24 protein-coding genes are annotated in these 21,547 nt (G+C 65.1%); 11 read left to right on the plus strand and 13 right to left on the minus strand.

The genetic code is table 11. The features are described 5' to 3' along the window. Window positions 1–157: 157 nt before the first annotated feature. Window positions 158–952 (minus strand): phytanoyl-CoA dioxygenase family protein, encoded by a 795-nt coding sequence (locus tag FJW10_RS05390; RefSeq protein ID WP_140898952.1) that lies wholly within the window; start codon window positions 950–952, stop codon window positions 158–160. A 142-nt stretch (window positions 953–1,094) separates the two neighbouring features. Here FJW10_RS05390 and FJW10_RS05395 point away from each other — a divergent pair, with 142 nt between their 5' ends. Both FJW10_RS05395 and ubiA read left to right on the plus strand, forming a co-directional pair. Beyond that, the gene (locus FJW10_RS05395; protein WP_140898954.1) at window positions 1,095–2,006 is read left to right on the plus strand and encodes a LysR family transcriptional regulator; all 912 of its coding nucleotides are present in this window, start codon (window positions 1,095–1,097) and stop codon (window positions 2,004–2,006) included. Window positions 2,007–2,087: 81 nt separating this feature from the next. Beyond that, window positions 2,088–3,071 carry a 4-hydroxybenzoate octaprenyltransferase gene (ubiA, locus tag FJW10_RS05400; RefSeq protein ID WP_140835425.1) on the plus strand — a complete coding sequence of 328 codons (984 nt, stop codon included), beginning with the start codon at window positions 2,088–2,090 and terminating at the stop codon, window positions 3,069–3,071. A 201-nt stretch (window positions 3,072–3,272) separates the two neighbouring features. On the opposite strand, the gene FJW10_RS05405 is transcribed toward ubiA, so the two are convergent. The 3 genes from FJW10_RS05405 to FJW10_RS05415 all read right to left on the minus strand — a co-directional run bounded on the left by FJW10_RS05405 (window position 3,273) and on the right by FJW10_RS05415 (window position 6,440). Continuing rightward, window positions 3,273–3,839, minus strand: coding sequence for a DUF6101 family protein (locus FJW10_RS05405; protein ID WP_140898956.1), 567 nt, complete (start codon window positions 3,837–3,839; stop codon window positions 3,273–3,275). 185 nt (window positions 3,840–4,024) lie between these two features. Then, window positions 4,025–5,458: an FAD-binding oxidoreductase gene (locus FJW10_RS05410; RefSeq protein ID WP_140898958.1), complete on the minus strand. Its 1,434-nt coding sequence runs from the start codon at window positions 5,456–5,458 to the stop codon at window positions 4,025–4,027. Between the two features lie 19 nt (window positions 5,459–5,477). Continuing rightward, window positions 5,478–6,440: an L-threonylcarbamoyladenylate synthase gene (locus tag FJW10_RS05415; protein WP_181177421.1), complete on the minus strand. Its 963-nt coding sequence runs from the start codon at window positions 6,438–6,440 to the stop codon at window positions 5,478–5,480. Window positions 6,441–6,614: 174 nt separating this feature from the next. Between FJW10_RS05415 and FJW10_RS05420 the strand changes: the two genes are divergently transcribed. Both FJW10_RS05420 and FJW10_RS05425 read left to right on the plus strand, forming a co-directional pair. After that, on the plus strand, window positions 6,615–7,118 hold the full coding sequence (locus FJW10_RS05420; protein WP_140898962.1) for a hypothetical protein: 504 nt from the start codon (window positions 6,615–6,617) through the stop codon (window positions 7,116–7,118). A gap of 183 nt (window positions 7,119–7,301) precedes the next feature. Continuing rightward, window positions 7,302–7,691 carry a hypothetical protein gene (locus FJW10_RS05425; RefSeq protein WP_140898964.1) on the plus strand — a complete coding sequence of 130 codons (390 nt, stop codon included), beginning with the start codon at window positions 7,302–7,304 and terminating at the stop codon, window positions 7,689–7,691. A gap of 114 nt (window positions 7,692–7,805) precedes the next feature. Here FJW10_RS05425 and FJW10_RS30345 read toward each other — a convergent pair whose 3' ends face one another. Continuing rightward, on the minus strand, window positions 7,806–8,156 hold the full coding sequence (locus tag FJW10_RS30345; protein ID WP_140835307.1) for an ATPase: 351 nt from the start codon (window positions 8,154–8,156) through the stop codon (window positions 7,806–7,808). A gap of 265 nt (window positions 8,157–8,421) precedes the next feature. Beyond that, window positions 8,422–10,575 (minus strand): glycine--tRNA ligase subunit beta, encoded by a 2,154-nt coding sequence (gene glyS / locus FJW10_RS05435; RefSeq protein WP_140898966.1) that lies wholly within the window; start codon window positions 10,573–10,575, stop codon window positions 8,422–8,424. A gap of 255 nt (window positions 10,576–10,830) precedes the next feature. On the opposite strand from glyS, the gene FJW10_RS05440 reads away from it, so the two are divergent. Next, entirely contained in the window at window positions 10,831–11,013 is a 183-nt protein-coding gene (locus FJW10_RS05440) for a hypothetical protein (protein ID WP_140645047.1), read from the plus strand. Here the strand turns inward: FJW10_RS05440 and FJW10_RS05445 are convergent. The 7 genes from FJW10_RS05445 to FJW10_RS05475 form a co-directional block, all read right to left on the minus strand. After that, on the minus strand, window positions 11,010–11,933 hold the full coding sequence (locus FJW10_RS05445) for a glycine--tRNA ligase subunit alpha (RefSeq protein WP_181177438.1): 924 nt from the start codon (window positions 11,931–11,933) through the stop codon (window positions 11,010–11,012). The genes FJW10_RS05440 and FJW10_RS05445 overlap by 4 nt on opposite strands. Before the next feature lie 419 nt (window positions 11,934–12,352). Beyond that, the gene (locus FJW10_RS05450) at window positions 12,353–14,128 is read right to left on the minus strand and encodes a tetratricopeptide repeat protein (RefSeq protein ID WP_140835304.1); all 1,776 of its coding nucleotides are present in this window, start codon (window positions 14,126–14,128) and stop codon (window positions 12,353–12,355) included. Between the two features lie 10 nt (window positions 14,129–14,138). Continuing rightward, complete coding sequence (locus FJW10_RS05455; RefSeq protein WP_140898970.1) at window positions 14,139–14,393, minus strand: hypothetical protein; 255 nt, start codon at window positions 14,391–14,393, stop codon at window positions 14,139–14,141. A 42-nt stretch (window positions 14,394–14,435) separates the two neighbouring features. Continuing rightward, window positions 14,436–14,852 carry a DUF1284 domain-containing protein gene (locus FJW10_RS05460; RefSeq protein ID WP_140898971.1) on the minus strand — a complete coding sequence of 139 codons (417 nt, stop codon included), beginning with the start codon at window positions 14,850–14,852 and terminating at the stop codon, window positions 14,436–14,438. After that, window positions 14,849–15,457, minus strand: coding sequence for a biotin transporter BioY (locus FJW10_RS05465; RefSeq protein ID WP_140898973.1), 609 nt, complete (start codon window positions 15,455–15,457; stop codon window positions 14,849–14,851). The genes FJW10_RS05460 and FJW10_RS05465 overlap by 4 nt, the downstream gene beginning before the upstream one ends. Window positions 15,458–15,648: 191 nt before the next feature. Then, window positions 15,649–16,314 carry a GntR family transcriptional regulator gene (locus tag FJW10_RS05470; protein WP_140835300.1) on the minus strand — a complete coding sequence of 222 codons (666 nt, stop codon included), beginning with the start codon at window positions 16,312–16,314 and terminating at the stop codon, window positions 15,649–15,651. A gap of 107 nt (window positions 16,315–16,421) precedes the next feature. Beyond that, entirely contained in the window at window positions 16,422–17,435 is a 1,014-nt protein-coding gene (locus FJW10_RS05475; protein ID WP_140835299.1) for a polyprenyl synthetase family protein, read from the minus strand. A gap of 178 nt (window positions 17,436–17,613) precedes the next feature. Between FJW10_RS05475 and FJW10_RS05480 the strand changes: the two genes are divergently transcribed. From FJW10_RS05480 to moaB, 6 genes are all read left to right on the plus strand, one after another. Further along, the gene (locus FJW10_RS05480; RefSeq protein WP_027164594.1) at window positions 17,614–17,838 is read left to right on the plus strand and encodes a DUF2007 domain-containing protein; all 225 of its coding nucleotides are present in this window, start codon (window positions 17,614–17,616) and stop codon (window positions 17,836–17,838) included. Continuing rightward, window positions 17,838–18,635 carry a methyltransferase gene (locus FJW10_RS05485; RefSeq protein WP_181177422.1) on the plus strand — a complete coding sequence of 266 codons (798 nt, stop codon included), beginning with the start codon at window positions 17,838–17,840 and terminating at the stop codon, window positions 18,633–18,635. Before FJW10_RS05480 ends, FJW10_RS05485 begins: the two co-directional genes overlap by 1 nt. A gap of 240 nt (window positions 18,636–18,875) precedes the next feature. Further along, window positions 18,876–19,733 carry a S49 family peptidase gene (locus tag FJW10_RS05490; RefSeq protein WP_140898977.1) on the plus strand — a complete coding sequence of 286 codons (858 nt, stop codon included), beginning with the start codon at window positions 18,876–18,878 and terminating at the stop codon, window positions 19,731–19,733. A gap of 84 nt (window positions 19,734–19,817) precedes the next feature. After that, complete coding sequence (locus tag FJW10_RS05495; RefSeq protein ID WP_027164591.1) at window positions 19,818–20,003, plus strand: membrane protein; 186 nt, start codon at window positions 19,818–19,820, stop codon at window positions 20,001–20,003. A 25-nt stretch (window positions 20,004–20,028) separates the two neighbouring features. Then, on the plus strand, window positions 20,029–20,922 hold the full coding sequence (locus FJW10_RS05500; RefSeq protein WP_140898978.1) for a 4-(cytidine 5'-diphospho)-2-C-methyl-D-erythritol kinase: 894 nt from the start codon (window positions 20,029–20,031) through the stop codon (window positions 20,920–20,922). Next, window positions 20,909–21,466: a molybdenum cofactor biosynthesis protein B gene (gene moaB, locus FJW10_RS05505; RefSeq protein ID WP_140898980.1), complete on the plus strand. Its 558-nt coding sequence runs from the start codon at window positions 20,909–20,911 to the stop codon at window positions 21,464–21,466. Before FJW10_RS05500 ends, moaB begins: the two co-directional genes overlap by 14 nt. Window positions 21,467–21,547 lie beyond the last annotated feature (81 nt).

The raw sequence follows: 21,547 nt of genomic DNA on the forward strand, positions 1-21,547 counted from the left end.
CGTCGAGAGAACCCGCTATTGGTCCGCGGGCGATGGGTCAAGGCATCTTGGCATTTTGGCGGCAATTGCGCACGGGAACATCGCCCGCATCGAGGGGAATGAGGCAAGTCCCGTCGCCGGCCGGGCCGGAAAAACGACTCAAGCCCGGAAGACGATTCTAGCTCTGGAAAACGACCGGGAACCAGTCCTCGCGCAATTTCTGGCCGGGCTTCATGTCGTGGCCGGGATAGGGCGGCGAGGTGCGGCCGGGACGCTCGACATAACGCGCGTCGTCGCCGACCCAGCGCAGCGACAGCGCCCGGCGGCGTGCGGAGGTCAGGTTGCCGCGCGCGCCGTGCGCCGTGCGGAAGTCGAACAGGATGGCGTCGCCAGGTTCCATCTCCCATTCCAGAACCTTCATCGACGGGTCGTTGTCGGGGTCGGGCACCGGCCGGTAGTCGCCCTCGCCGGCATAGAAGTTGTCGTCGTTCAGCCATCGCACCGGCAGCACCATCTTTTCCCATTTGTGCGAGCCGGCGATCAGCCTCAGCGTCGCTTCCTTCACCGGATCGATCGGGATCCAGAAGCTCACCGTCTGGCTGCCGTCGACGAAGTAATAGGGAATGTCCTGGTGCCACGGCGTCGGCTTCTGCGTGCCGGGCTCCTTGACCAGGACGTGATCGTGGAAGAACTGGGCGGTGCGCGACTGCATGACCGCGGCCGCGAGCTCGGCGGCCGGCGATTCCCTGACGATCCTGACGAATTCCGGGATGCGCTCCCAATTGCAGTAGTCGTCGAAGAAGCTGCCCTTGCCGCCGGCAATGTCGGAAGCCGTGGCGCTGCGGTTCTCAATGTTGCGCTCGATGCCGTCGGCGATGACATCGACCCAGTCCTTGAAGGCACCGCGGATGCAGACAGCGCCGTCGCGCTGATAGTCGGCAATCGTCGAAGCATCGATCTGTGGGCTGGCCATGGCGCTCTCTTTGTTTGACGCAATTCCGGACGGAAAACCGCTACACTTTTCCTGGAATGCTCGTGGTTCGGTGACCCGACTATCGCAAGCGCCGGACATCGCGTAAAATAATAACTTGTCATCTAGTTTATAGTTTTTACCTATGAGACCGACCCTCACCCAGTTGCGCTATGTGGTTGCCGTCGCCCGCTATGGCAGCGTGACCGCGGCCGCCTCGGCGCTCAATGTTTCGCAGCCGTCGATTTCCGTGGCGATCGACAATGTCGAGGACGCGCTTGGCCAGAAGCTGTTCGTGCGCCAGCGCGGAAGCGGCGTTGCGCTGACATCCTTCGGCCGCAGGGCCGTGGCCAAGGCAAGGCAGGTGCTGGGCGAGGCGGACGAGCTGGCGGCGCTCGGTTCGCGCGATGCCGATGTCGGCGGCGAGCTGGTGCTCGGCTGCTTCGAGGATCTGGCGCCCTATTTCGCGCCGGCGCTGATGCGCGCCTTCGCCGAGCGCTGCCCGGCCGTCACGGTCGTCATCGGCGATGAAACCTTCGACACGCTGGGGCGGCGCCTGGCCGACAGCGCCGTCGATCTCGGCCTCACCTACGATCTCGGTCTGCCCGGGCATTTCAAGCGCATTCTCCTGCATGAATTGCGGCCGCACGCGCTTTTGCCGGCGGGCCATGAGCTTGCGGACAAGCACGCCGTCAGCCTGGCGGAACTGGCGCAGCATCCGCTGATCACCACCGATCAGCCGCACAGCTGGCAGCACATGCTGGACCTTTTCCTTAGCCGCGGCCTGTCGCCGATAGCCCGGGCGGCGACGAGCTCGTTCGAATTGCAGCGCTCCATGGTGGCCAACGGTTTCGGCGTCGCGGTCAGCTATACGAGGCCGCATGGCGACGTTAGCTATGACGGGCTGCCGCTGGTCTGCAAGCCGCTTTCCGACCCGCTGCCCATGCAGCGCATCATCCTGACCCATGACACGCGCCAGCGCCTGTCGAAGGCGGCCGTGGCCTTCATCGACGCCGCCAAGGCATGGTTTGCCAGTCACGATGTTTTCACCGCCTAGGGCTTCAACGCCCAAGTTTTCAACACTTGAGCGACAACGCGGCCGCTTGACGACGCTGCTTGCTGCTGCCACTCCAGCGTGATGGAAACCGTCCAGTCGAAAGCAGCACAGGGCCGTGTCGCCGACGCGCCGAGCGGCCATTGGGTCTACCGCGTGCTGCCGCGCTGGCTCTGGCCCTACGCGCAGCTCGCGCGCTGGGACCGGCCGATCGGCTGGCAGCTCTTGTTGTGGCCGTGCTGGTGGTCGGCGGCACTTGCGGCGGGCGCCTATCCGCGCCCGACCGACCCGCTGCTGACGCTGCTGCCGGCGCCCTGGTATCTGCTGCTGTTTTTCATCGGCGCCGTCGCCATGCGCGGCGCCGGCTGCACCTACAACGACCTCGCCGACGTGGATATCGACAACCAGGTCGAGCGGACCCGCTCGCGGCCGTTGCCGGCCGGCAAGGTCACGCGCCGCCAGGCCTGGGCTTTCGTCATCATCCAGGCACTCATCGGGCTCGCCGTGCTCTTGCAGTTCAACAGCTTCGCCATTCCGCTCGGCATCGCCTCGCTGGCGATCGTGGCCGTCTATCCCTTCATGAAGCGCATCACCAACTGGCCACAATTCGTGCTTGGGCTCGCCTTCTCCTGGGGCGCGCTGATGGGCTGGGCGGTCGAGTTCGGCGACATCGATGATCCGGCCATCATGCTCTATATCGGCTCGATCCTGTGGGTGATCGGCTACGACACGATCTATGCGCATCAGGACAAGGAAGACGACGCCATCGTCGGCGTACGCTCGACGGCGCGGCTGTTCGGCGACAACACCAAGACCTGGCTGGTCGGGCTCTATGGCGGCGCGCTGGTCTGCTTCGCCATCGCGTTCGCCTCGGCGCAGGTGCCGGTGGTGGCGCTGGCCGGGCTGATCGCCGCCGGCGCGCATATGGCGCGCCAGATCATCCGGCTCGACATCGACAATCCGGACCAATGCTTGAAGCTGTTCAAGTCGAACAACCAGGTCGGCTGGCTGATCTTCCTCGGCCTGATCGGCGGTTCGGTGTGGATATGGCTGAAGCCGCTGGTGTAGTCTTCCTTCTCCCCGTTCCACGGGGAGAAGGTGGCGGCAGCCGGATGAGGGGCAGCGCCAACCTTGGAGGTAAGGCGAAAGGCACAGCGGCGATATAGCGTGTGTTGGATCAAATTTTGAGGCGGCTGAACGCCCAGGTCGGCGCTGCCCCTCATCGCCCTGCCGGGCATTTCTCCCCGTATGGTGACGGGGAGAAGAAACCTACTCCCTGGCAATAATCTCCTGGCCGTCGATGACCAGTCTCAGGCCAAGATTGCCGGCCTTGCGGCGGGCGAGGAAGCGCGGGCGGCGGATGTTGGAGACGCGGCCCTTGCGGCGCTCCTGCGGCGGCAGCGCCTTGATGGCGGCGCCGAGCGATTCCTCCAGCGTGCGGGCAATGCCGTCGGCCTCGATCAGAAGCATCGGCAGGCGATAGGCATCGGCCCAGGCGCGCCAGTCGGCGGCGACGTCGTCGAGGTCGTCGGCGACCAGAAGCGGCACCGACAGCATCGGATCATTGTGCAGCAGTTCCAGCGTCACGGTGACATTGCCGTCCGGATCCTCCATGGCGCGCGCGGCGACGCCGCGGAACGCATTGGGGGGCAACGCGATGATCGCCGGCACGCCGCTCATCTCCAGCACACGGCGGATGACCGCGCCGCGCTGGTCGATAGTGAAGGTGACATCGCCATAGTCGTCGCGCGTGGCATAGCTCACCATTTGCGGCAGGCGAAACGGGTCGAGACGCATGTTGCGCCCGGCCCAGACTGGCTTCAGCCCAGTGTTCATCGGTGTCTTCCCTGTTATTCCTGAGGGCCGTTTTTCCGGTTCTCTCAGGGCCGGTTTTTCCGGCCTCGTTATGGGAAGAAACATTAGCGCTGGCTTCTTACCGGCGCGCTTAAGAAAGTCGGTTAAATTTTGCTGATCTCAGGGATGGTTATCGGAATGCGACCGGCCACCTGATAGGGGAAGGATCAGATAACCTTACCGGGATTCATGATGCCGGCTGGATCGAAGGCGGCCTTCACTCGCCGCATCAGGTCGATCGCCATCGGCGGCGCCGTGGCGATCAGCTCGTCGCGCTTCAACTGGCCGATGCCGTGCTCGGCCGAGATCGAGCCGTGGAAGGACCGCACGACATCGTGCACGGCGTTGTTCATGGGATGGTAGAGCTCGAGGAACGCCTCGTCCTGCCAATCCACCGGACGCGAGATGTTGTAGTGAAGATTGCCGTCGCCCATGTGGCCGAAGCAGACGACGCGCGCGCCGGGGCAAACCCCCTCAACCACGCCGGCTGCTTTTTCGATGAATGGCGGGATCGAGGCGATGGGCACCGAGATGTCGTGCTTGATCGAGGCGCCCTCAGGCTTCTGGCATTCGGGGAGCGTCTCGCGGAAATTCCAGAAGGCGTCGCCCTGGGCAAGGCTTGCCGACACCACCGCGTCGCCGACGATGCCTTGCTCGAGAGCCTCGGCCAGGATCTCCTCGATCAGCGCCCTGCCGTCCTCTTCGGAGCGGCCGGACGAAATCTGCATCAAGACATACCAGGGCCAGTCATCGGCCAGCGGCCGGGTGATGCCCTGCCCGTGCTTGAGCGTGAAGTCGTAGGGCCTTCTGGCGATCAGCTCGAAAGCGGTGAGCGAGGCGCCGGCGCGATCCATCGCCAGCGTGAACAGCGAAAGCGCGTCGTGCGGGGACGACGGCAGGCCGGCAAAGGCGACCTCCCTGCCTTTCGGCTTCGGAAAAAGCTTCAGCACCGCGGCGGTGATGATGCCGAGCGTGCCTTCGGCGCCGACGAACAAGTTCTTCAGATCGTAGCCCGTGTTGTCCTTCTTCAGCTTGCGCAGGTCGTCGAACACCTCGCCGGTCGGCAGCACGACCTCGACGCCGAGGCAGAGCTCGCGCGCATTGCCATAGGCCAGCACGCCGGTGCCGCCGGCATTGGAGGAAAGATTGCCGCCGATCTGGCAGGAGCCTTGCGCGGCGAGCGACAGCGGAAACAGCCGGTCGGCGGCGTCAGCCGCTTCCTGCAGCGTCTGCAGGATGACGCCGGCCTCGGCGGTCACCGTATTCGACAAGACATCGATCTCGCGGATGCGGTTCAGCCTGGACAGCGACAGCACGATGTCGCGGCCGGATTTGTCCGGCACCTGGGCGCCGACCAGCCCGGTGTTGCCGCTCTGCGGCACGATTGGCGTTCCGGTCTCGGTCGCAAGCCGCATGATGCGGCTCACTTCCTCGACGCTGCCGGGGCGCAGCACCAGCGATGTCCGGCCATGCCAAAGGCCACGCCGCTCGGTGATGTAAGGCGCGATGTCCGCCTGGTCGCGCAAGGCATATTTGTCGCCGACGATGGCCGCGAATCGGTCGATGACGGCGGGATCGAGATCGAAGGGCTGGTCGTTCATGAAACAAACCCTAGGGCGCTCAGGCGAGCTTGTCACGCGGCGCGGCGGCGCGGGCAAGCCGGTCGTTGATCGCCTCGCCCAAGCCCTCCAACGGGATCGGCTCGACGGCGATGGTCGCGGCGCCGACACGATCGAGTGCCTGCATGAAGGCGAACAGATTGCTGGCTGCCTCGCGCAGGTCGCCCGCTTCGGAGAGGTTGCGCAACGCAGCGGCCCGTTCCCAGCCCTCGGCGCGATTGCGGCCGAACGCAAGCAAAGCCTCGCCTTCGGCAATTTTTCCGACATTGAGCCGCATCGCGGCGCCCGGCGCGTAATGCGAGGCAAGCATGCCCGGCGCCTCGATGCCGCTCGCGCCGCGCGATAGTTTCGCGCCGGCCACCGCCTCGATCTCCTCGGCGCCGATGCCGCCGGGCCGCAGCAGCCGCAGCCTGCCGTCCTCGACCTTGACGATGGTCGATTCCAGTCCGACAGGCGTCGCGCCACCATCGACGACCAGCCCGATCCTGTCACCGAGATCGGCGGCGACCGCGCCTGCCGTCGTGCCGCTGATCTTTCCAGAGGAATTGGCGCTGGGGGCCGCAAGCGGCCGGCCGAGCCGCGCGATCAGCCCGCCGCCGAACCCGCGCGGCATGCGCAGCGCGATCGTGTCCAGCCCCGCGGTGACCAGCGGATGGATGCCGCTGTCCGCCCTGTGCGGCAGCACCAGCGTCAGCGGGCCGGGCCAGAAGGCTTCGGCCAATCTTGCCGACAGCGGATCGAAGCCGGCGATACGGTCCGCCATGGCGCGATCCGCGACATGGGCGATCAGCGGGTTGAAGCGCGGCCGGCCCTTGGCCTCGAAAATGCGCGCCACGGCAACGCCATTGGTGGCGTCGCCGGCCAGGCCGTAAACCGTCTCGGTCGGAATGGCGACGACGTCGCCGCCTTCGAGCAACGCCAAAGCCCGCTCCAGAGCCTCGCCGATCGCCAGTATCTCAGCCAAGTTCGCCACCAGTCCTGAACATGCCGGTCCCGTAATACGGCCGCTTGCATCGGGCAAGTGCGGGCATTGGCGATTTATCAATCCCTAAAATGTTAAGTTTCCAAGCAAGCCGGCTTCAATGTGCCGGCTCTAAGGTGCGGGTTCGATGCGGTTGCGGGCTTGGGAGTTCTTGTGATGCGTCTGCTCGGAGCGTTCGGTATCAGCCTTTTGGCGATGAACGGCGCGGCACATGCCTCGTCGATCGTCGTGGTCGGACCCTCGACCTCGACGCCTTCCGTCGTCAGGCTGAATGCGATCGAGCCGACCAAGCTGTCCGCGGCCTCGACGCCGTCGATGATCGCGCTTGGCGATCCTGTGCCCGCGGTCACTGACGAAAAGGTCGCGGCAATCCCCGAGAAATCCGGGCACCAGCAGGCCCCGATGATCATCCGGGGCGGTATTGTCGGCAGCGCTTTCGCAGCGCCCGCGGCGCCCGCGTCGGCCAAGCCCGCGACACCGGCAACCACACCCGCCGCCACCGCGCCGGCAAACGGCACTTCGCCGGCAACGCCCGCAAACGGCGCCGCGTCAGCTTCGAACGGCAAAACCGGCAGCCAGCCGGCCGCGACGGCCAATGCGTCAGGCGGCGCGCAGCCGCAAAACGCCCCGTCACTGCCGCGCGCCGGCAAGGCGATGTAGATCACACTGGATACCGTCTCGACGTGCTAGGCGCTGTTTGTCGGGACGCAATTCCGGACGGAAGGCTACGGCGAAGCCGCCGAACCTGACCGGTTCACACCTTTCCTGGATTGCTCTCGCCTGCCCGATCCTCGTCATCCGCATCGGGCACGTTGGCTCTGGCGTTTCAAAAAGAGGGATTTCATGACTGTTTCGAAAGCAATCGCCGTCGCCGGCCTGATGGCGGCAACCGTGCTGGGCGCGGGCACGGCGAGGGCCGATGATATGCTCGGCTCTTACGTCGCGCGGATTTCCGACCGCGACCATCGCGCCAGCGACGGCTACCCGCTCGGCAGCCCGGCGCAGATGGTGCGGCAGGACCGCGCCAACTGGCATAAGTTCCACCGGCGCGACGGCGACGACCAGGGCGATCCCTGGTTCCGCAGCGACGGCTCGCGCGCCGACCTGCAGCGCATGCTGGAACGCGGTGGCGCCATGAGCAGCTCGACCCGGCACGCGATCGTCAATGGCGAGCCGCTGATCGAGGTCGATGTCTATCCGGACAGCGTCCGGGTCAGCATCGTGGAAGATTGACCAGGTCAGCTTCTGAAGATTGACGGGTCAATCTTCCTGGAAGATTGACGAGCCTGACGAAAAAGGGCGACGCGTAACGCGCCGCCCCTCATGCTTCACACGACAGGAGACGGCTCAGGCCGCTTCTTCCTTGTCGTCATCGTCGGACTCGTCGGCGTCGTCTTCATCATCCTCGCCATCTTCATCCTCGTCGTCGGACTCATCGTCGCCCGAGGCTTTGGCTTCTTCGTCGGCGTCATCGTCATCGTCTTCGTCGTCGTCTTCATCCTCGTCTTCCGACTCGTCGTCGGCCGAGGCAGTGGCCTCCTCGCCGTCTTCGTCATCTTCCTCATCGTCCTCGGACGGATCGGCAGATTCGACCGCCGCGGCAGCGGCGTGGTCGAGGAGGTTTTCAGAAGCGGATTCGATGGCCTCGGCGGCGGCCGGGGTCTCTTCAATCAGGTCGATATCGTCAACGGAATTCATGGCATGCCTCCGTGTTTGGGGAACGTCTTGCAGCGCGCCCTGCGAAACGATTTCGGGGAACGCGCCTTAAGTCTTTGGTTGATGCATGTCGGGGCCCCAGAACCGCTCAGCGCCTCCGGACGACATGCATCCTTGTCCCATGCGGAGATCATCGCCGTGTGACTGTAAGCCGGCTCCGGCGCATTAAATTTCGGGCGCCGAATTGTCGAGGAATGTCCGTATCCTAGCGAATGCGGACAAGTTGAAAGGCGCGATTTTTGCGCCGTCAGCCGACGATCTTTGAAAAATCCGCGACTTGGTCGGTGGCGGCGCGGATGCGGGCGAGCAGCGCCAGGCGGTTGGCGCGCACGGCCTGGTCCTCATCATTCACGAGAACGCCCTCAAAGAATGAATCAACCGGTTCGCGCAACACGCTAAGCGCCAGCATGGCGGCGGAAAAATCTTCGTTTTGAATCGCTTGGCCGGCTTCCTTCTCAGCCTGATTCACCGCGGCAAAAAGCTTCTTTTCCGCTTCCTCGCGGAACAATGCCGGCTCAACAGTCTCGGCGACCAGCGTTTTCTTCTTCTCCTCGGCGGCGAGAATGTTGGCCGCGCGCTTGGTGCCGGCGAGCAGGTTCTTGCCTTCGTCGGTGTCGAGCAAGGAACCCAGCGCCTCGACGCGTCGGACGATCTGGAGCAGATCGTCGGACGCAGGCGTGATGACGGCATCGATGAGGTCGTGCCTGGCGCCCTGGTCTCGGAGGTAGACTTTCAGGCGGTCATGGAAGAAGGCGAGGAGGTCGGACGACTGATCCGCGCCGCCTTTGAAGTTTGCAAAGGCCTTGGCGAAAACAGACGCCAGCGCCAGGCGAATTCGGTTCTCGATGAGGATCCTGACCACGCCAAGCGCAGCCCGGCGGAGCGCGAACGGATCCTTCGAGCCCGTGGGCTTTTCATCGATCGCCCAGAAGCCGGTCAGCGTGTCGAGCTTGTCGGCGAGCGCCACCGCAACCGAGACCGGATCGGTCGGCACGCGGTCGGATGGGCCTTGCGGTTTGTAGTGTTCCTCGGCGGCCGCGGCCACGGATGCATGCTCGCCCTGCAGCAGCGCGTATTTGCGGCCCATGGCGCCTTGCAGTTCCGGGAACTCGCCGACCACTTCGGTCTGCAGATCGGCCTTGGCGAGCACCGACGCGCGGGCGACGAGCGCGCTGTCGGCGCCGACGACCGAGGCAAGCTGCTCAGCCAGCCGCTTGATGCGCGCGACCCGCCGACCTTGCGTGCCGAGCTTGGCGTGGAAGGTCACGTTGAGGTGGTCGAGGCGCGCCATGCGCTGGTCGAGCGGCTTCTTCAAATCCAGGTCGAACTTCGCCGCCGATTCCCCGAGTTGGTCGAGGTCGGGCAGGTCACCCTGATCGGTCTTCCAGAAATAGAGCGCGTCGGACAGACGCGCGCGCACCACCTTGCCGTTGCCGTAGGCGATCTCCTTGCCGCCATCCTTCGCCTCGATGTTGGCGACAAGAATGAAGCGGTTGGACAGATCGTCGGCCGCGCCCTGCGGCCGGGTGACAAAACACTTCTGGTTGGCCCGGATGGTGAGGCGGATGACTTCGCCCGGAATGGCGAGGAAATCCTGCTCGAACTCGCCCATCAGCACGACCGGCCATTCGACCAGGCCGGAGACTTCTTCCAGCAGGCCCTCGTCCTCGACCAGATCGAGCCCATTGGCGAAGGCGATGTTGCGGGCGTCGGCCAGGATGATCTCCTTGCGCCGGTCGGCATCGAGCACCACCTTGGCCGTCTCGAGCTTCGCCACATAGTCGTCGAAGCGGCGCACGGTGATCGGGCCCGGCGCATGGAAGCGATGGCCGTAGGTGACATTGCCGGAGCGGATGCCGTCGATCTCGAAATCGACGACGACCGGCTCCTCGGTCTCCGGGCCGAAGGTGCAGACGATCGACTGCAGCGGCCGCACCCAGCGCAACGAGCCGGGTTTTGCCGAGGCCGGTCCCCAGCGCATCGATTTCGGCCAGGGGAAGTTCCGGATGATGCCCGGCACCAGCTCGGCGATGATTTCTTCGGCCGCCCTGCCCGGCTTCGCGATGTGGGCGACGTAGAAGTCGCCCTTCTTCGGGTCGGAATGGACATGCGCCTCGGCGATCGATGACAGGCCGGCCTTGCGCAGGAAGCCCTGCACCGCCTGCTCGGGCGCCGAGGTCGACGGCCCCTTGACCTCCTCGCGGATGTCCTTCGAACGCGCGGTCAGGCCCCTTATGTCGAGCGCCAGGCGCCGCGGCGTCCAGTATTCGCGCGCCGCCTCATAGGTCAGGCCCGCCTCGACCAGACCGTCGGTCAACATCTTCCTGAGGTCGCCGGCCGCCTTGCGCTGCATGCGGGCGGGGATTTCCTCGGAGCGAAGTTCCAAGAGCAGGTCGGGCATAGTTAAGCTCCCCACCCTCCCCTCGATGGGGAGGGTCGGCGCGTAGCGCCGGGTTCACGGATGCGCGGGAAATAGCAACTCGGCCGGCCGCTGTCACCCCGCAAGCAGACCGCCTCTTCAATCGATTTCGCGGAATTTTGCCACCCGCTGTCGGGTTGGCGCCGGCCCACCCGTCCTTGGAGCAGAACTTCCCATGAACCGAACGCTGCGCTGAAGCGACAAACGCTCAGGCAGAGACCTATTGGCTGAACGACGATGAAGACGGCATCGAGAACCCTGCAGATCCTGGCGCTCAGCGCCTGCTTCGCCGCCCAGGCGCATGGCACGATCACGATGCCGGGGGTCAGGCAGGCCATGCGTACGATCGACGGCGCAACGGCACAGATCGCGTTGCCGAGCGCCGCCGCCGCCGAGACCGTGAAAGCCGTGTCGGCTTAAGCCGCCGCCAGCCCGCCCGCCCGCGTCTTCAGGAACGCTTCACCGCACGCCTTGGCCAGATTGCGCACGCGCAGGATGTAGCTTTGCCGCTCGGTGACCGAGATCACGCCGCGCGCGTCGAGCAGGTTGAAGACGTGGCTCGCCTTGATGCACTGGTCGTAGGCCGGAAAGACCATGCGGTGCATCGCCAGATTGTCGCTCGGCTTGGGCGTGCCGGCATCGAGCAGCGCCTTGCACTCGGCCTCGGCGTCCTCGAAGTGTCTCAGCAGCATTGCGGTGTTGGCGAATTCGAAATTGTGGCGCGAATATTCCTGCTCGGCCTGAAGGAAGACGTCGCCGTAAGTGACCTTCTCGACGCCTTCGCGGCCGTTGAAGTTCAGGTCGTAGACATTGTCGACGCCCTGGACATACATGGCGAGCCGCTCCAGGCCGTAAGTCAGCTCGCCCGCCACCGGCGCGCATTCGATGCCGCAGACCTGCTGGAAATAGGTGAACTGCGAGACTTCCATGCCGTCGCACCAGCATTCCCAGCCGAGCCCCCAGGCGCCCAGCGTCGGGCTTTCCCAGTCGTCCTCGACGAAGCGGATGTCATGCAGCAGCGGATCGACGCCGATCGCCTCGAGCGAGCCGAGATAGAGTTCCTGCAGGTTCGGCGGATTGGGTTTCAGGATCACCTGGTACTGGTAATAATGCTGCAGGCGGTTCGGGTTTTCGCCATAGCGGCCGTCCTTCGGCCGGCGCGAGGGTTGCACGTAAGCGGCGTTCCAGCGCAAGGGGCCCAGCGCGCGCAAGGTGGTGGCCGGATGGAAGGTGCCGGCGCCGACTTCCATGTCGTAGGGCTGCAGGATGAGGCAACCATAGTCCGCCCAGTAATTGTGCAAGGTCAGGATCAGCCCCTGGAAGGAGCGGCTGGGATGCATATGGGCGGGGATCTCGATGGTCACGGCGGCCTCGGAAAGCGCAGGATGACGCTTCCCTAGTTGCCGGGCCGGCAAGCGTCAAGGCGGCGGCTCGCGTCCCGCAAGTGGAAAGCATTGCGGCGGGCTGGCCCATTGCTGTCGAGCAGCGGCCACTGTTTGCTCCGTTGGTTCAACGACAAAGGTTTCGCCATGCAGCGGAGCAGGATTCTGCACCGCAGCAGCGCTCGGAAGTCACGGAATGGATCCTCGGGTCTGCGCGCGTCGCTTCGCTCCTTGCTCCGCCCGTGGATGACGACAGAGTGGCCGTTTCGCCAATCTCCAAAGCATGCCACCTGCCAACGCCTTAAACTCGGCAGACGCCAAGCCCAAACGAAAACGGGGCTCGACGAGCCCCGTTTTCTTGAACACTGGCGAGCGGGCTAGCCTTTCGGCGCGGGCGTCGGCTCCGGCTTCACCTTCGGGGTTTCCTGCGCGGTGTTGGATTCGATCGGCGGCAGCCCCTTGAGCAGCTTCTGCTGCAAGGTGGCAAGGACATCCGGGTCCGGCTTCAGGTCACGCGCCTGGGTCCACTGATAGGTGGCCTCGAGCTTGCGGCCGACGCGCCAGTAGGCGTCGCCGAGATGGTCGTTGAGGACCGGATCCTCCGGCTTCAACGAGACGGCGCGCTCCATCTCGCGCACGGCGTCGTCGAAGCGACCCATGCGGAAATAGGCCCAACCAAGCGAATCGACGATGTAGCCGTCATTCGGCCGCAGATCCACGGCCTTCTGGATCATCGCCAGGCCTTCCTTGAGGTTCATGTTCATGTCGACCCAGGAATAGCCGAGATAGTTCATGACCTGCGGCTGGTCGGGCTGCAGTTCCAGCGCCTTGCGGAAGTTCGGTTCCGCCTTCGGCCATTCCTTCAGCCGCTCATAAGCGATGCCGCGCTGGTAGAAGATGTTCCAGTTGGCGGCGGTCGGCGTCTTCAGCTGCTCGACCGCCTTGTCGTAGAGATTGGCGGCCGAGCGGAAATCTTCCTTCGCGCCATAGACGCCGCCAAGCGCCAGATAGGCGCGCATGTCCTCCGGATGCTTGTCGAGATAGGCCTTGAGGTGGGAAATCGCTTCGTCATGCTTGTCGAGATCGGCAAGGTTGAGACCGATCTGCAGGTCGGAGAGCTCTTTGAGCGGCGACGACGCCGGAATACGGCGGTACAGGGCGACCGCGCCTTCCCCGTCCTTGAGCTGCTCGGCAACGGCGGCAAGCTGCACCAGGGCCGCATCGCTGTCGGGCTTCAGCGCCAGCGCGTATTGCAGGTAAAGCCGCACGAAAGGTTCGCCGCCGCCGCGGTTGAGCGCGGTGGCAAGGTCGAGCAGGATTTCGGACGCGCCGTCGGCCGGGCCGGCCACCAGCGGCTCGATCTTGTCGCCCTTGGCTATGCGGTCGCGCAGCGTGGTGATTTCAAGCTTGCCCGGCGCGAAGGCCTCGGCCTTGTTCAACACCGCCAGCGCCTTCGTCTTGTCGCCCTTACGGACCAGGAACGAGGCATAGGCCTGGGCGTTGCGCATCCAGGTTTCGGGCGCGGAGCCGCCGGCCGTTGTATCGGCCATGGTGGCGGCGTAGATCTCGTCGGCCTTGTCGTTCAGGCCGGCAGCGTCGGCGATCAGCGCGCGGTGGAACGATTTGAACAGGCCGAACCAGTCCGGGCCCTTGAGCTTGTCGACGGAATCCATGGCCTCGGACGCGTTGCCGGCGCCTTCCTTGGCCCAGCCGTCCATGACGCCGGAAAGCAGCCGGTCGAGATCGGATTCGAGCGAGAGCTTCAACCAGTACTGCGCCTTGGCGTAGTCCTTCTTGTGGAAGGAATCGATGGCCAGCGCCAGGCGCGAGAAGCGCTCGACATCCGGCACTTCCTTCAGCTTGTCGGCATAGACCAGCGATTCCTCGAAGCGGCCTTGCGCGACCAGAGCCAGCATCAGGCTCTGCTGCAGATCCTTGTCGTCCGGCGCAAAGGCCAGCGCCTGCTTGTAATAGGCGATCGCGTCGTCGAGGTCGTTGTCGCTTTCAGCGATATGGGCCGCGAGATACGCGCCCGAGAAAGACGTGATCTGGAGCGGTTGGGCATCTTCCTTGGCCTGGACCGGCAGCACCCAAAGCGCCACACCGGTCAAAAATGCCAGCCTCGTCAGCCAGCGCGCACGTCCTTGCCGCATCGTATCCCTTTCAGCCAGACGCGATCCCGCCCTCGGCGGACCGCCCACAGACTCGATCTTTTCCGGTCAAAGCATGGCCTTTTTGGGGTCGGGCTTCAATCGCCAAGCGAATCACAATGCAATCATCCGGCTTAAAAAACGATGCCGCGCCACCGAAAAATCCCGCGCGGAGGCCCGGGACGCCCATATGCCGGCATCGGTCTGCCTGGATCAGGATGACGTTGCGTTGAATCGCTATCCTGATCCAGTTCTTTTGCTGGAGCATGATCTTTTCCGAAAACTGCGGCCCACTTTTCGGGATCATGCTCTAAAGACGCGTGTCGCTGAATCCGCCGGCGGCAACCCCGTCGCACAGGCCGGACCATTCGCAGCCCGAGCACGCCTGGCGCGTCAGGCCGGCGGAAAAAGCCTTGCGCATCCCTGCTAGACTGGAGGCGTCCAGCACGAAGCGGTCGCCGGCTTGTATCTGCCGGCCGAGGAAAGCCCCCACGTCGCGCGCGGCGAGCCCGTCCCGCTCAGCGGCGCTTTGGCGCAGGCAATGCGGCTCCGGTTCGCCGAGCAGCGGTGCGCAGATGTCGTCCGGACCGGAAACGATCACCACCCCCTCGCCCTCGCCCAACCGCTTCACCACCTTGTCGTAGTTGGCGGTGAAGGCCGGCGAGTAGCCCTTGCCGACATAGGTCAGCAGGCAGAGCAGGTGATGGGCGCGCAGCCTGACGGTCATCGCGTCCCGGACGAGCGGTCGCGCCGTTCTGCCCAATAGGTGGAAAAGAGCTTCAGCGTCGCCGCGCCCAGCGCCGACTTGAGCAGGCCGCCGACGATGAAGGGCAGGAAGCCGAAGGTGATGGCCTTCTCGGCGCCGATCATGGCGGCGAGCCAGGCGGTGCCGAGAACCAGGCAAAGCAAGTTGCCGATGAGCATGGCGGCGAAGGCGAGCATGACGCGGTTGCCGTTCCAGCCGCGTTCGGCCAGCCAGCCGACAACGGCGCCGACGACCGGGAAGGCGAAGAGATAGCCGCCGGTCGGACCGACGAAATGCTGAATGCCGGCCGCCCCGCCCGCCAGCACCGGAAACCCTGCCGCGCCTTCGACCAGCCAGGCGGCAATGGTGAGCGCGCCGAAGCGCCAGCCATAGAGAGCGCCGACCAGCGTCACGGCGAAGGTCTGCATGGTCACCGGCACCGGCACCATCGGCACCTCGATATAGGAGGACAGCGCCAGGAACAGCGAGCCGAGGATGACGGCGCCGATCTGCCACGCGACCGAACGGCTGTGCAGCCGAAGTGGGCTGAAGGAGGGCTTGTAGGTCGAAACGGCTGCGTTGGTCACGGTGTCTTCCTTGGCTTGCGTGAAATTATAGATAATTTTTGAACTTCATCTATTATCGAATCCATATTTTGAAACGAATGGCAAGCCCAGCCCTCGAATTCGTCATTCCAGGCGGAGCAAGGAGCGAAGCGACGCGCGTAGACCCTGGAATGACGAGGCTGAGAGGCCTCGGCCAATCGCCAATCACCGAACTACCCCACGATGGCGAAGGCGTCTCGAGTCCTGCCGGAGGCGGTCTTGACCGGCTTCTGGCCGATCCATTGCACGTGACGCCCGAGGGTCGCGGCGGCCGATTCGGTGTTGCCTTGTCTCAACGCGCTCAGGATCGCGCGGTGATCCTGGTCGGTGCGGATTTCCCACTCGGAGCGCCAGGCCGCGAACAGGAAGCGCGCGCTCGCGGCGTGCAGGTCATCGATGGTGGAGAGCAGGCGCGGCATGTTGCAGGGCGCCAGGAGCAGCCGGTGGAAGGTGCGGTTGGCCTCTTCCCAGGAGCGGACGTCACCGGATTTGTCGCCCGCCTTGGTCGCCTCCTCGGCTTTCTCGAGGATCGACGCCGTCAGATGCGGCGCGGCATGGCGCAACGCCAGCACTTCGAGCGCAGCGCGCATCTCGGCCACCTCCCTGACCTCGCCGAGATCGAAAGAAGCCACGCGCACGCCGCGGCGCGGCTCGCTGATCGCCAGGCCTTGAGCCTCGAGGCGGCGAAAGGCCTCGCGCACCGGGACATGGCTGGTGTTGAATTCCTCCGCGACATGGTCCTGGCGCAGCCGCGAGCCGGGCTCGATGGCGCCCGAAATGATGCGGTCCGCCAGTTCTTTGCTGATGCGGACGGCGATGGTGTCTTCTGTGCTGGCCATGTTTTATAGATAATTTGCAGGGCCGGCCTTTGTCGAGACGGTCGGCGCGGGATTCACAGGCACCCTGCCCGGCGGATGCCAGGCAGGTCCCGAGAAGACAGACAGGCTCAGTTGACGCGGCTGGTGCAGAAATCGATGACGTCGATCAGCGCCGATTTCTGCGGCGTCGCCTCCAGCGGCGCCAGCGCGTCGCGGGCGATCTCACCGAAATGCCGGGCGCGGCCGATCGTGTCGGCGATGGCGCCGTGGCGGGCCATCAGGCCGATCGCCTTTTCGAGCCCGGCATCGTCGGCGACGTTTTCCTCGATGGCGCGCTTCCAGAAGGTACGCTCGGCCTTGGTACCGCGCCGGTAGGCGAGGATTACCGGCAGCGTCACCTTGCCCTCGCGGAAATCGTCGCCGACATTCTTGCCGAGATCCTTGCTCGAGCCGCCATAATCCAGCGCGTCGTCGATGAGCTGGAAGGCCAGGCCCAGATTCATCCCGTACGAGCGAAGCGCGGCGCGATCGGTGCGCGACGCCTGGGCGATGACCGGCCCGACTTCCGCGGCGGCCGAAAACAGCGCCGCGGTCTTGGCCTTGATGACGGCGAAATGCTCATCCTCGGTGGTCTCGAGGTTCTTCGCGGCGGCAAGCTGCATGACCTCGCCCTCCGCGATGATGGAGGCCGCGGCCGACAGGATGTCCAGCGCCTCCAGCGAACCGACCTCGACCATCATGCGGAACGCCTGGCCGAGCAGGAAATCGCCGACGAGCACGCTCGCCTGGTTGCCCCAGATCATGCGTGCCGTCTTCTTGCCGCGGCGCAGCGCGCTCTCGTCGACCACGTCGTCATGCAGAAGCGTCGCCGTGTGCATGAACTCGACCGCCGTGGCGAGCTTGACATGGCCTTCGCCGGAATAGCCGAACATCTGCGCGGCGGCGAGGGTGAGCATGGGCCGCAGCCGCTTGCCGCCGGACGAGATCAGGTGGTTGGCGATCTCCGGGATCATCTCGACGTCGGAGCCGGCCTTGGACAGGATCAGCTCGTTGACCCGCCCCATGTCGGCCGCCGTCAGATCGATCAAATCCTTGATGGAAGCGGGTTCCCGCTTGCCTTCGATGTTGAGAACGACACCCACCACGACAACTCCCGTCTCTTTAACGCGCACGAGTTAACGCGCACGACGGCACCCTTAATCCCGCTCCGACTCTAGGGCGGCACAACCGGGCACGGCAAGAGGCGAATTGGCGCGGCTCTGCCGACGGTGTGTCCACCCGCACGTTTACAGGAACGCCGCAACCTGCGATTTTCGTTCCATGATCGAGCTTGTCCGCACCAATGACGCCGTCGTCATCTCCTTTGTCGAATCGCTGATGCGCGACGCCGGCATCGCCTGTTTCGTCGCCGACCAGAATATGAGCGTGCTCGACGGCTCGCTCGGCATCCTGCCAAGGCGGGTGATGGTCGATGCCGAGAAGGTCGATGCGGCGCGCCGCATCCTCAAGGATGCCGGCATCGAGAACGAGATCCGCAAAAAATAATGGCAGCCAGCACCGCCCCCGTCCCGGATACGCCGGCGCACACGGTCGATGCCTTCCATCGCGGGCGCTTCTGGCTGGTGCAGCCGAGCCGGGGCGGTCATCGCGCCGGGATGGACGCCATGATGCTGGCGGCCGCCGTGCCGTCCGGCTTTTCCGGCCGGCTCGCCGATTTCGGCGCGGGCGCGGGCGCGGCGGCCCTTGCCGTGCTGTCGCGCTGCCCGGCGGCGCAGGCAGTGCTCGTCGAACGCTCGGCCGAAATGGCCGGGTTCGCCGCCGCCACGCTTTCGCATCCGGGCAATGCGCATCTCGGCGACCGCGCTTCGGTGCTGGCGGCCGACGTCACGCTGGCCGGCCGGGCGCGTGCTGAAGCCGGCCTTGCCGACAACCAGTTCGATTTCGTCATCATGAACCCGCCATTCAACGCCGCCGAGGATCGCGCCACCCCCAACGCGCTGCGCAGGGAGGCGCATGTCGTCGAGGACGGGCTGTTCGAGCGCTGGATCAGGAGCGCCGCCGCCGTCGCCAGGCCGCCCGGCGGGCTCGCCGTCATCGCCCGGCCCGAGCAATTGGTCGCCATCCTCGACGCGATCGAGGGGCGCTTCGGCGATGCCGAGATGCTGTGCGTGCATCCGCGGCCGGACGCCGCGGCGATCCGCATCGTCGTCAGGGCGGCGCTCGGCGCGCGCGGAAAACTGTCGATCCGCCCGCCGCTCACCTTGCACGGACCTTCGGGCAACGCACCGGCGGAGCGGACGGAAATGATCAATAACGGTCTGGCATCGCTGTTCGGCGATTGATCCTTGAAGCGCGTCGCGTTGAAATGAATTCTAGCGAGGCGCTTCAAGTTTTTGTTTTATGCATGTCTTTTTCGCAAAACCGCTGCACACTTTTGCGCGACATGCACTGGCTGGCGATGCGGCATTGCCGTTGGCCAGCGAATTCCTACATGCCCAAAGCAAGCTGACGCCGCCCGTGAAACAGACCAACCGACCTGATCTCATCTTGCTGCTTTGCAAATCGACCGGAGACATTCCTTCGTGAAACGCCTCTTCAACCGCCTGCTGCCGAAATCCTGGCGCTCGACAGCCGTCACCATTCCGGTCATCCGGCTGCAAGGCGCCATCATGGCGGGCGGCGGCCAATTCCGGCCTAGCCTGTCGCTCGCCTCGACGGCCGGCCTCATCGAAAAGGCATTCAGCTTCGATGCGCCGGCGGTTGCCATCTCGATCAATTCGCCGGGCGGCTCGCCGGTGCAGTCACGGCTGATCTTCAAGCGCATCCGCGACCTGGCGGTGGAAAAGAACAAGAAGGTGCTGGTCTTCGTCGAGGATGTGGCGGCTTCCGGCGGCTACATGATCGCGATCGCCGGCGACGAGATCTTCGCCGACCCGTCGTCGATCGTCGGCTCGATCGGCGTGGTCTCGGCCTCGTTCGGTTTCCCCGAGTTGATGAAGAAGATCGGCGTAGAGCGACGTGTCCACACCGCCGGGCAGAACAAGGCCGTGCTCGATCCGTTCAAGCCGGAGAAGAAGGAAGACGTCGAGCGGCTGAAGGCACTGCAGCTCGAAGTGCACGAGACCTTCATCGACCTCGTCAAGGAACGGCGCGGCAGCAAGCTCAAGGACGACCCGGACCTGTTCACCGGCCTGTTCTGGACCGCCAAGCGAGGCCTCGAGCTCGGCCTTGTCGATGCGCTGGGCGATATGCGCGGTGTGCTCCGGACGCGTTTCGGCGACAAGACGCAGCTCAAGTTGATCACCGCGCCGCGCGGGCTTTTCGGCCGATTTGGCCTGTTCGGCTCGCGTGTTTCGGGGCCGGATATCGCGGCGGCCGCCGCCAGCGGCGTCCTCGATGCGGCGGAAGAGCGCGCGCTATGGGCGCGCTTCGGGCTTTGAAAAAGCCATGAATGCGGCTACCATGGCCGCTTGACCGACCCATTCGGCCGGCCTTGCCGCGAGGACGCGGGAGGAGTTTTAGAGATGCCGCAGATCATTTTCTTCGCCGTTGTCGGCGCCGCCGCTTACTTTGGCTACCGCGCTTTCGTGCGCGAGGCCGAACGCGTGACGGCCAAGATCCGGCGGACCGAGAAACAGGCGGCGAACGGCACGATGGGCACGCTGGTCAAGGATCCCAAGACCGGCGAATACCGCCTCGCCAAGGACTGATCCCATCTCGCCAGCAGCCGATATTCTGGAGCCCGGCACAGAGGTCCGGACGTGGCTTGCGGCCGCCAAGATCAACCTGGCGCTGCATGTCACCGGACGGCGCGCCGACGGCTACCATCTCATCGACAGCCTTGCCGTCTTCACCCGCTTCGGCGACCGGCTCGAGATCGAGCCGGCGGAACAGGATGAATTCTCGGTATCCGGCCGTTATGCCGCCGGCCTGCCGCTCGACGGCGACAATCTGGTAGTCAGAGCGCGCGATGCCTTGCGCCGGGAAGCCGGCATGCAACAGGGATCGCCCGTCGCCATCCGACTGGAGAAGAACCTGCCGATCGCTTCCGGCGTCGGCGGCGGCTCGAGCGACGCGGCGGCCGTGCTCAACGCTCTGGCACGGCTCTGGAAGCTCGATATCGACGACAATTCGCTGGCCCGGATCGGGCTTTCGCTCGGTGCCGACCTGCCGATGTGCCTCAAGGGCAAGCCACTGGTCGCGCGCGGCATTGGCGATGACGTATCGCTGCTCTGCGCTTTTCCGGCGCTTGGCCTCGTTCTGGTCAATCCGGGCGTTGCCGTCTCGACGCCCGACGTGTTCAAGGCGCTGTCCCGGCGCGACAGCGAGGCGCTGCCGCCCCTGCCGAAGCGCCTCGATTTCCACGCCGTCCGCAACTGGCTCGAGACGACGCGCAACGACCTCGAACCTGCCGCCCGCTCGATTCAGCCGGCGGTCGGCGAGGCGCTCAAGGCGCTCAAGCGCGCCGACGCAGCTTTCGTGCGCATGTCCGGCTCGGGCGCCACGTGTTTCGGCCTGTTCGAGACCGGCAATGTCGCCAAGCGCGCGGCGATCGAGATCCGCGGCCGCCATCCCGACTGGTTCGTCGCCGCGACGCGCAGCATGGAGGCGACCGATGGCGAAGCTTGACGAGAGCCGGCCCTTCATTCCGGTGCGCATCGCGGTGCTGGCGGTTTCCGATACGCGCAGCCTTGCCGACGACAAGTCCGGCCAGACGCTGGCCGACCGCATCACGGAGGCCGGCCATACGCTTGCCGTGCGGGACATCGTGACCGACGACCGCGAGAAGATCCGCGACAAGGTTCTCGGCTGGTCGAAGGACGAAAACATCGATGTCGTCATCACCACCGGCGGCACCGGCTTCACCGGTCGCGACGTGACGCCGGAGGCGCTGGAGCCGATCTTCGAAAAACGCATGGACGGCTTTTCGGAAGTCTTCCACCGCATCTCCTACGACAAGATCGGCACCTCGACGATCCAGAGCCGGGCGACCGGCGGCGTCGTCAACGCCACCTTCGTGTTCGTGCTGCCGGGCTCGCCCGGCGCCTGCAAGGATGCCTGGGACGGCATCATCAAGGCGCAGCTCGACTACCGGCACATGCCCTGCAACTTCGTCGAGATCATGCCGCGGCTGGACGAGCATCTCAGGCGCCGCGGCAAGACTGGTGCATAACTAAAGGCAAAACATCCGGACCGGCGTCCGGTTCGCAGGCGGAATGGCGCTCTCGCCTACGAGCAGCCATTTCGAAGTCGC

The organism is Mesorhizobium sp. B4-1-1 (assembly GCF_006439375.1).
Taxonomy (GTDB): Bacteria; Pseudomonadota; Alphaproteobacteria; order Rhizobiales; family Rhizobiaceae; genus Mesorhizobium.

What these genes read in the sequence shown, in the direction of transcription:
- FJW10_RS05405 (WP_140898956.1), bottom strand. Translation starts at nt 3,839, where the DNA reads ATGAACACTGGGCTGAAGCCAGTCTGGGCCGGGCGCAACATGCGTCTC.
- FJW10_RS05460 (WP_140898971.1), bottom strand. Translation starts at nt 14,852, where the DNA reads ATGACCGTCAGGCTGCGCGCCCATCACCTGCTCTGCCTGCTGACCTAT.
- FJW10_RS05485 (WP_181177422.1), top strand. Translation starts at nt 17,838, where the DNA reads ATGGCAGCCAGCACCGCCCCCGTCCCGGATACGCCGGCGCACACGGTC.
- FJW10_RS05395 (WP_140898954.1), top strand. Translation starts at nt 1,095, where the DNA reads ATGAGACCGACCCTCACCCAGTTGCGCTATGTGGTTGCCGTCGCCCGC.
- FJW10_RS05440 (WP_140645047.1), top strand. Translation starts at nt 10,831, where the DNA reads ATGAAGACGGCATCGAGAACCCTGCAGATCCTGGCGCTCAGCGCCTGC.
- FJW10_RS05410 (WP_140898958.1), bottom strand. Translation starts at nt 5,458, where the DNA reads ATGAACGACCAGCCCTTCGATCTCGATCCCGCCGTCATCGACCGATTC.
- ubiA (WP_140835425.1), top strand. Translation starts at nt 2,088, where the DNA reads ATGGAAACCGTCCAGTCGAAAGCAGCACAGGGCCGTGTCGCCGACGCG.
- FJW10_RS05455 (WP_140898970.1), bottom strand. Translation starts at nt 14,393, where the DNA reads ATGCTCCAGCAAAAGAACTGGATCAGGATAGCGATTCAACGCAACGTC.
- FJW10_RS05495 (WP_027164591.1), top strand. Translation starts at nt 19,818, where the DNA reads ATGCCGCAGATCATTTTCTTCGCCGTTGTCGGCGCCGCCGCTTACTTT.
- glyS (WP_140898966.1), bottom strand. Translation starts at nt 10,575, where the DNA reads ATGCCCGACCTGCTCTTGGAACTTCGCTCCGAGGAAATCCCCGCCCGC.
- FJW10_RS05445 (WP_181177438.1), bottom strand. Translation starts at nt 11,933, where the DNA reads ATGCATCCCAGCCGCTCCTTCCAGGGGCTGATCCTGACCTTGCACAAT.
- FJW10_RS05390 (WP_140898952.1), bottom strand. Translation starts at nt 952, where the DNA reads ATGGCCAGCCCACAGATCGATGCTTCGACGATTGCCGACTATCAGCGC.
- FJW10_RS30345 (WP_140835307.1), bottom strand. Translation starts at nt 8,156, where the DNA reads ATGAATTCCGTTGACGATATCGACCTGATTGAAGAGACCCCGGCCGCC.
- moaB (WP_140898980.1), top strand. Translation starts at nt 20,909, where the DNA reads ATGGCGAAGCTTGACGAGAGCCGGCCCTTCATTCCGGTGCGCATCGCG.
- FJW10_RS05480 (WP_027164594.1), top strand. Translation starts at nt 17,614, where the DNA reads ATGATCGAGCTTGTCCGCACCAATGACGCCGTCGTCATCTCCTTTGTC.
- FJW10_RS05420 (WP_140898962.1), top strand. Translation starts at nt 6,615, where the DNA reads ATGCGTCTGCTCGGAGCGTTCGGTATCAGCCTTTTGGCGATGAACGGC.
- FJW10_RS05470 (WP_140835300.1), bottom strand. Translation starts at nt 16,314, where the DNA reads ATGGCCAGCACAGAAGACACCATCGCCGTCCGCATCAGCAAAGAACTG.
- FJW10_RS05450 (WP_140835304.1), bottom strand. Translation starts at nt 14,128, where the DNA reads ATGCGGCAAGGACGTGCGCGCTGGCTGACGAGGCTGGCATTTTTGACC.
- FJW10_RS05425 (WP_140898964.1), top strand. Translation starts at nt 7,302, where the DNA reads ATGACTGTTTCGAAAGCAATCGCCGTCGCCGGCCTGATGGCGGCAACC.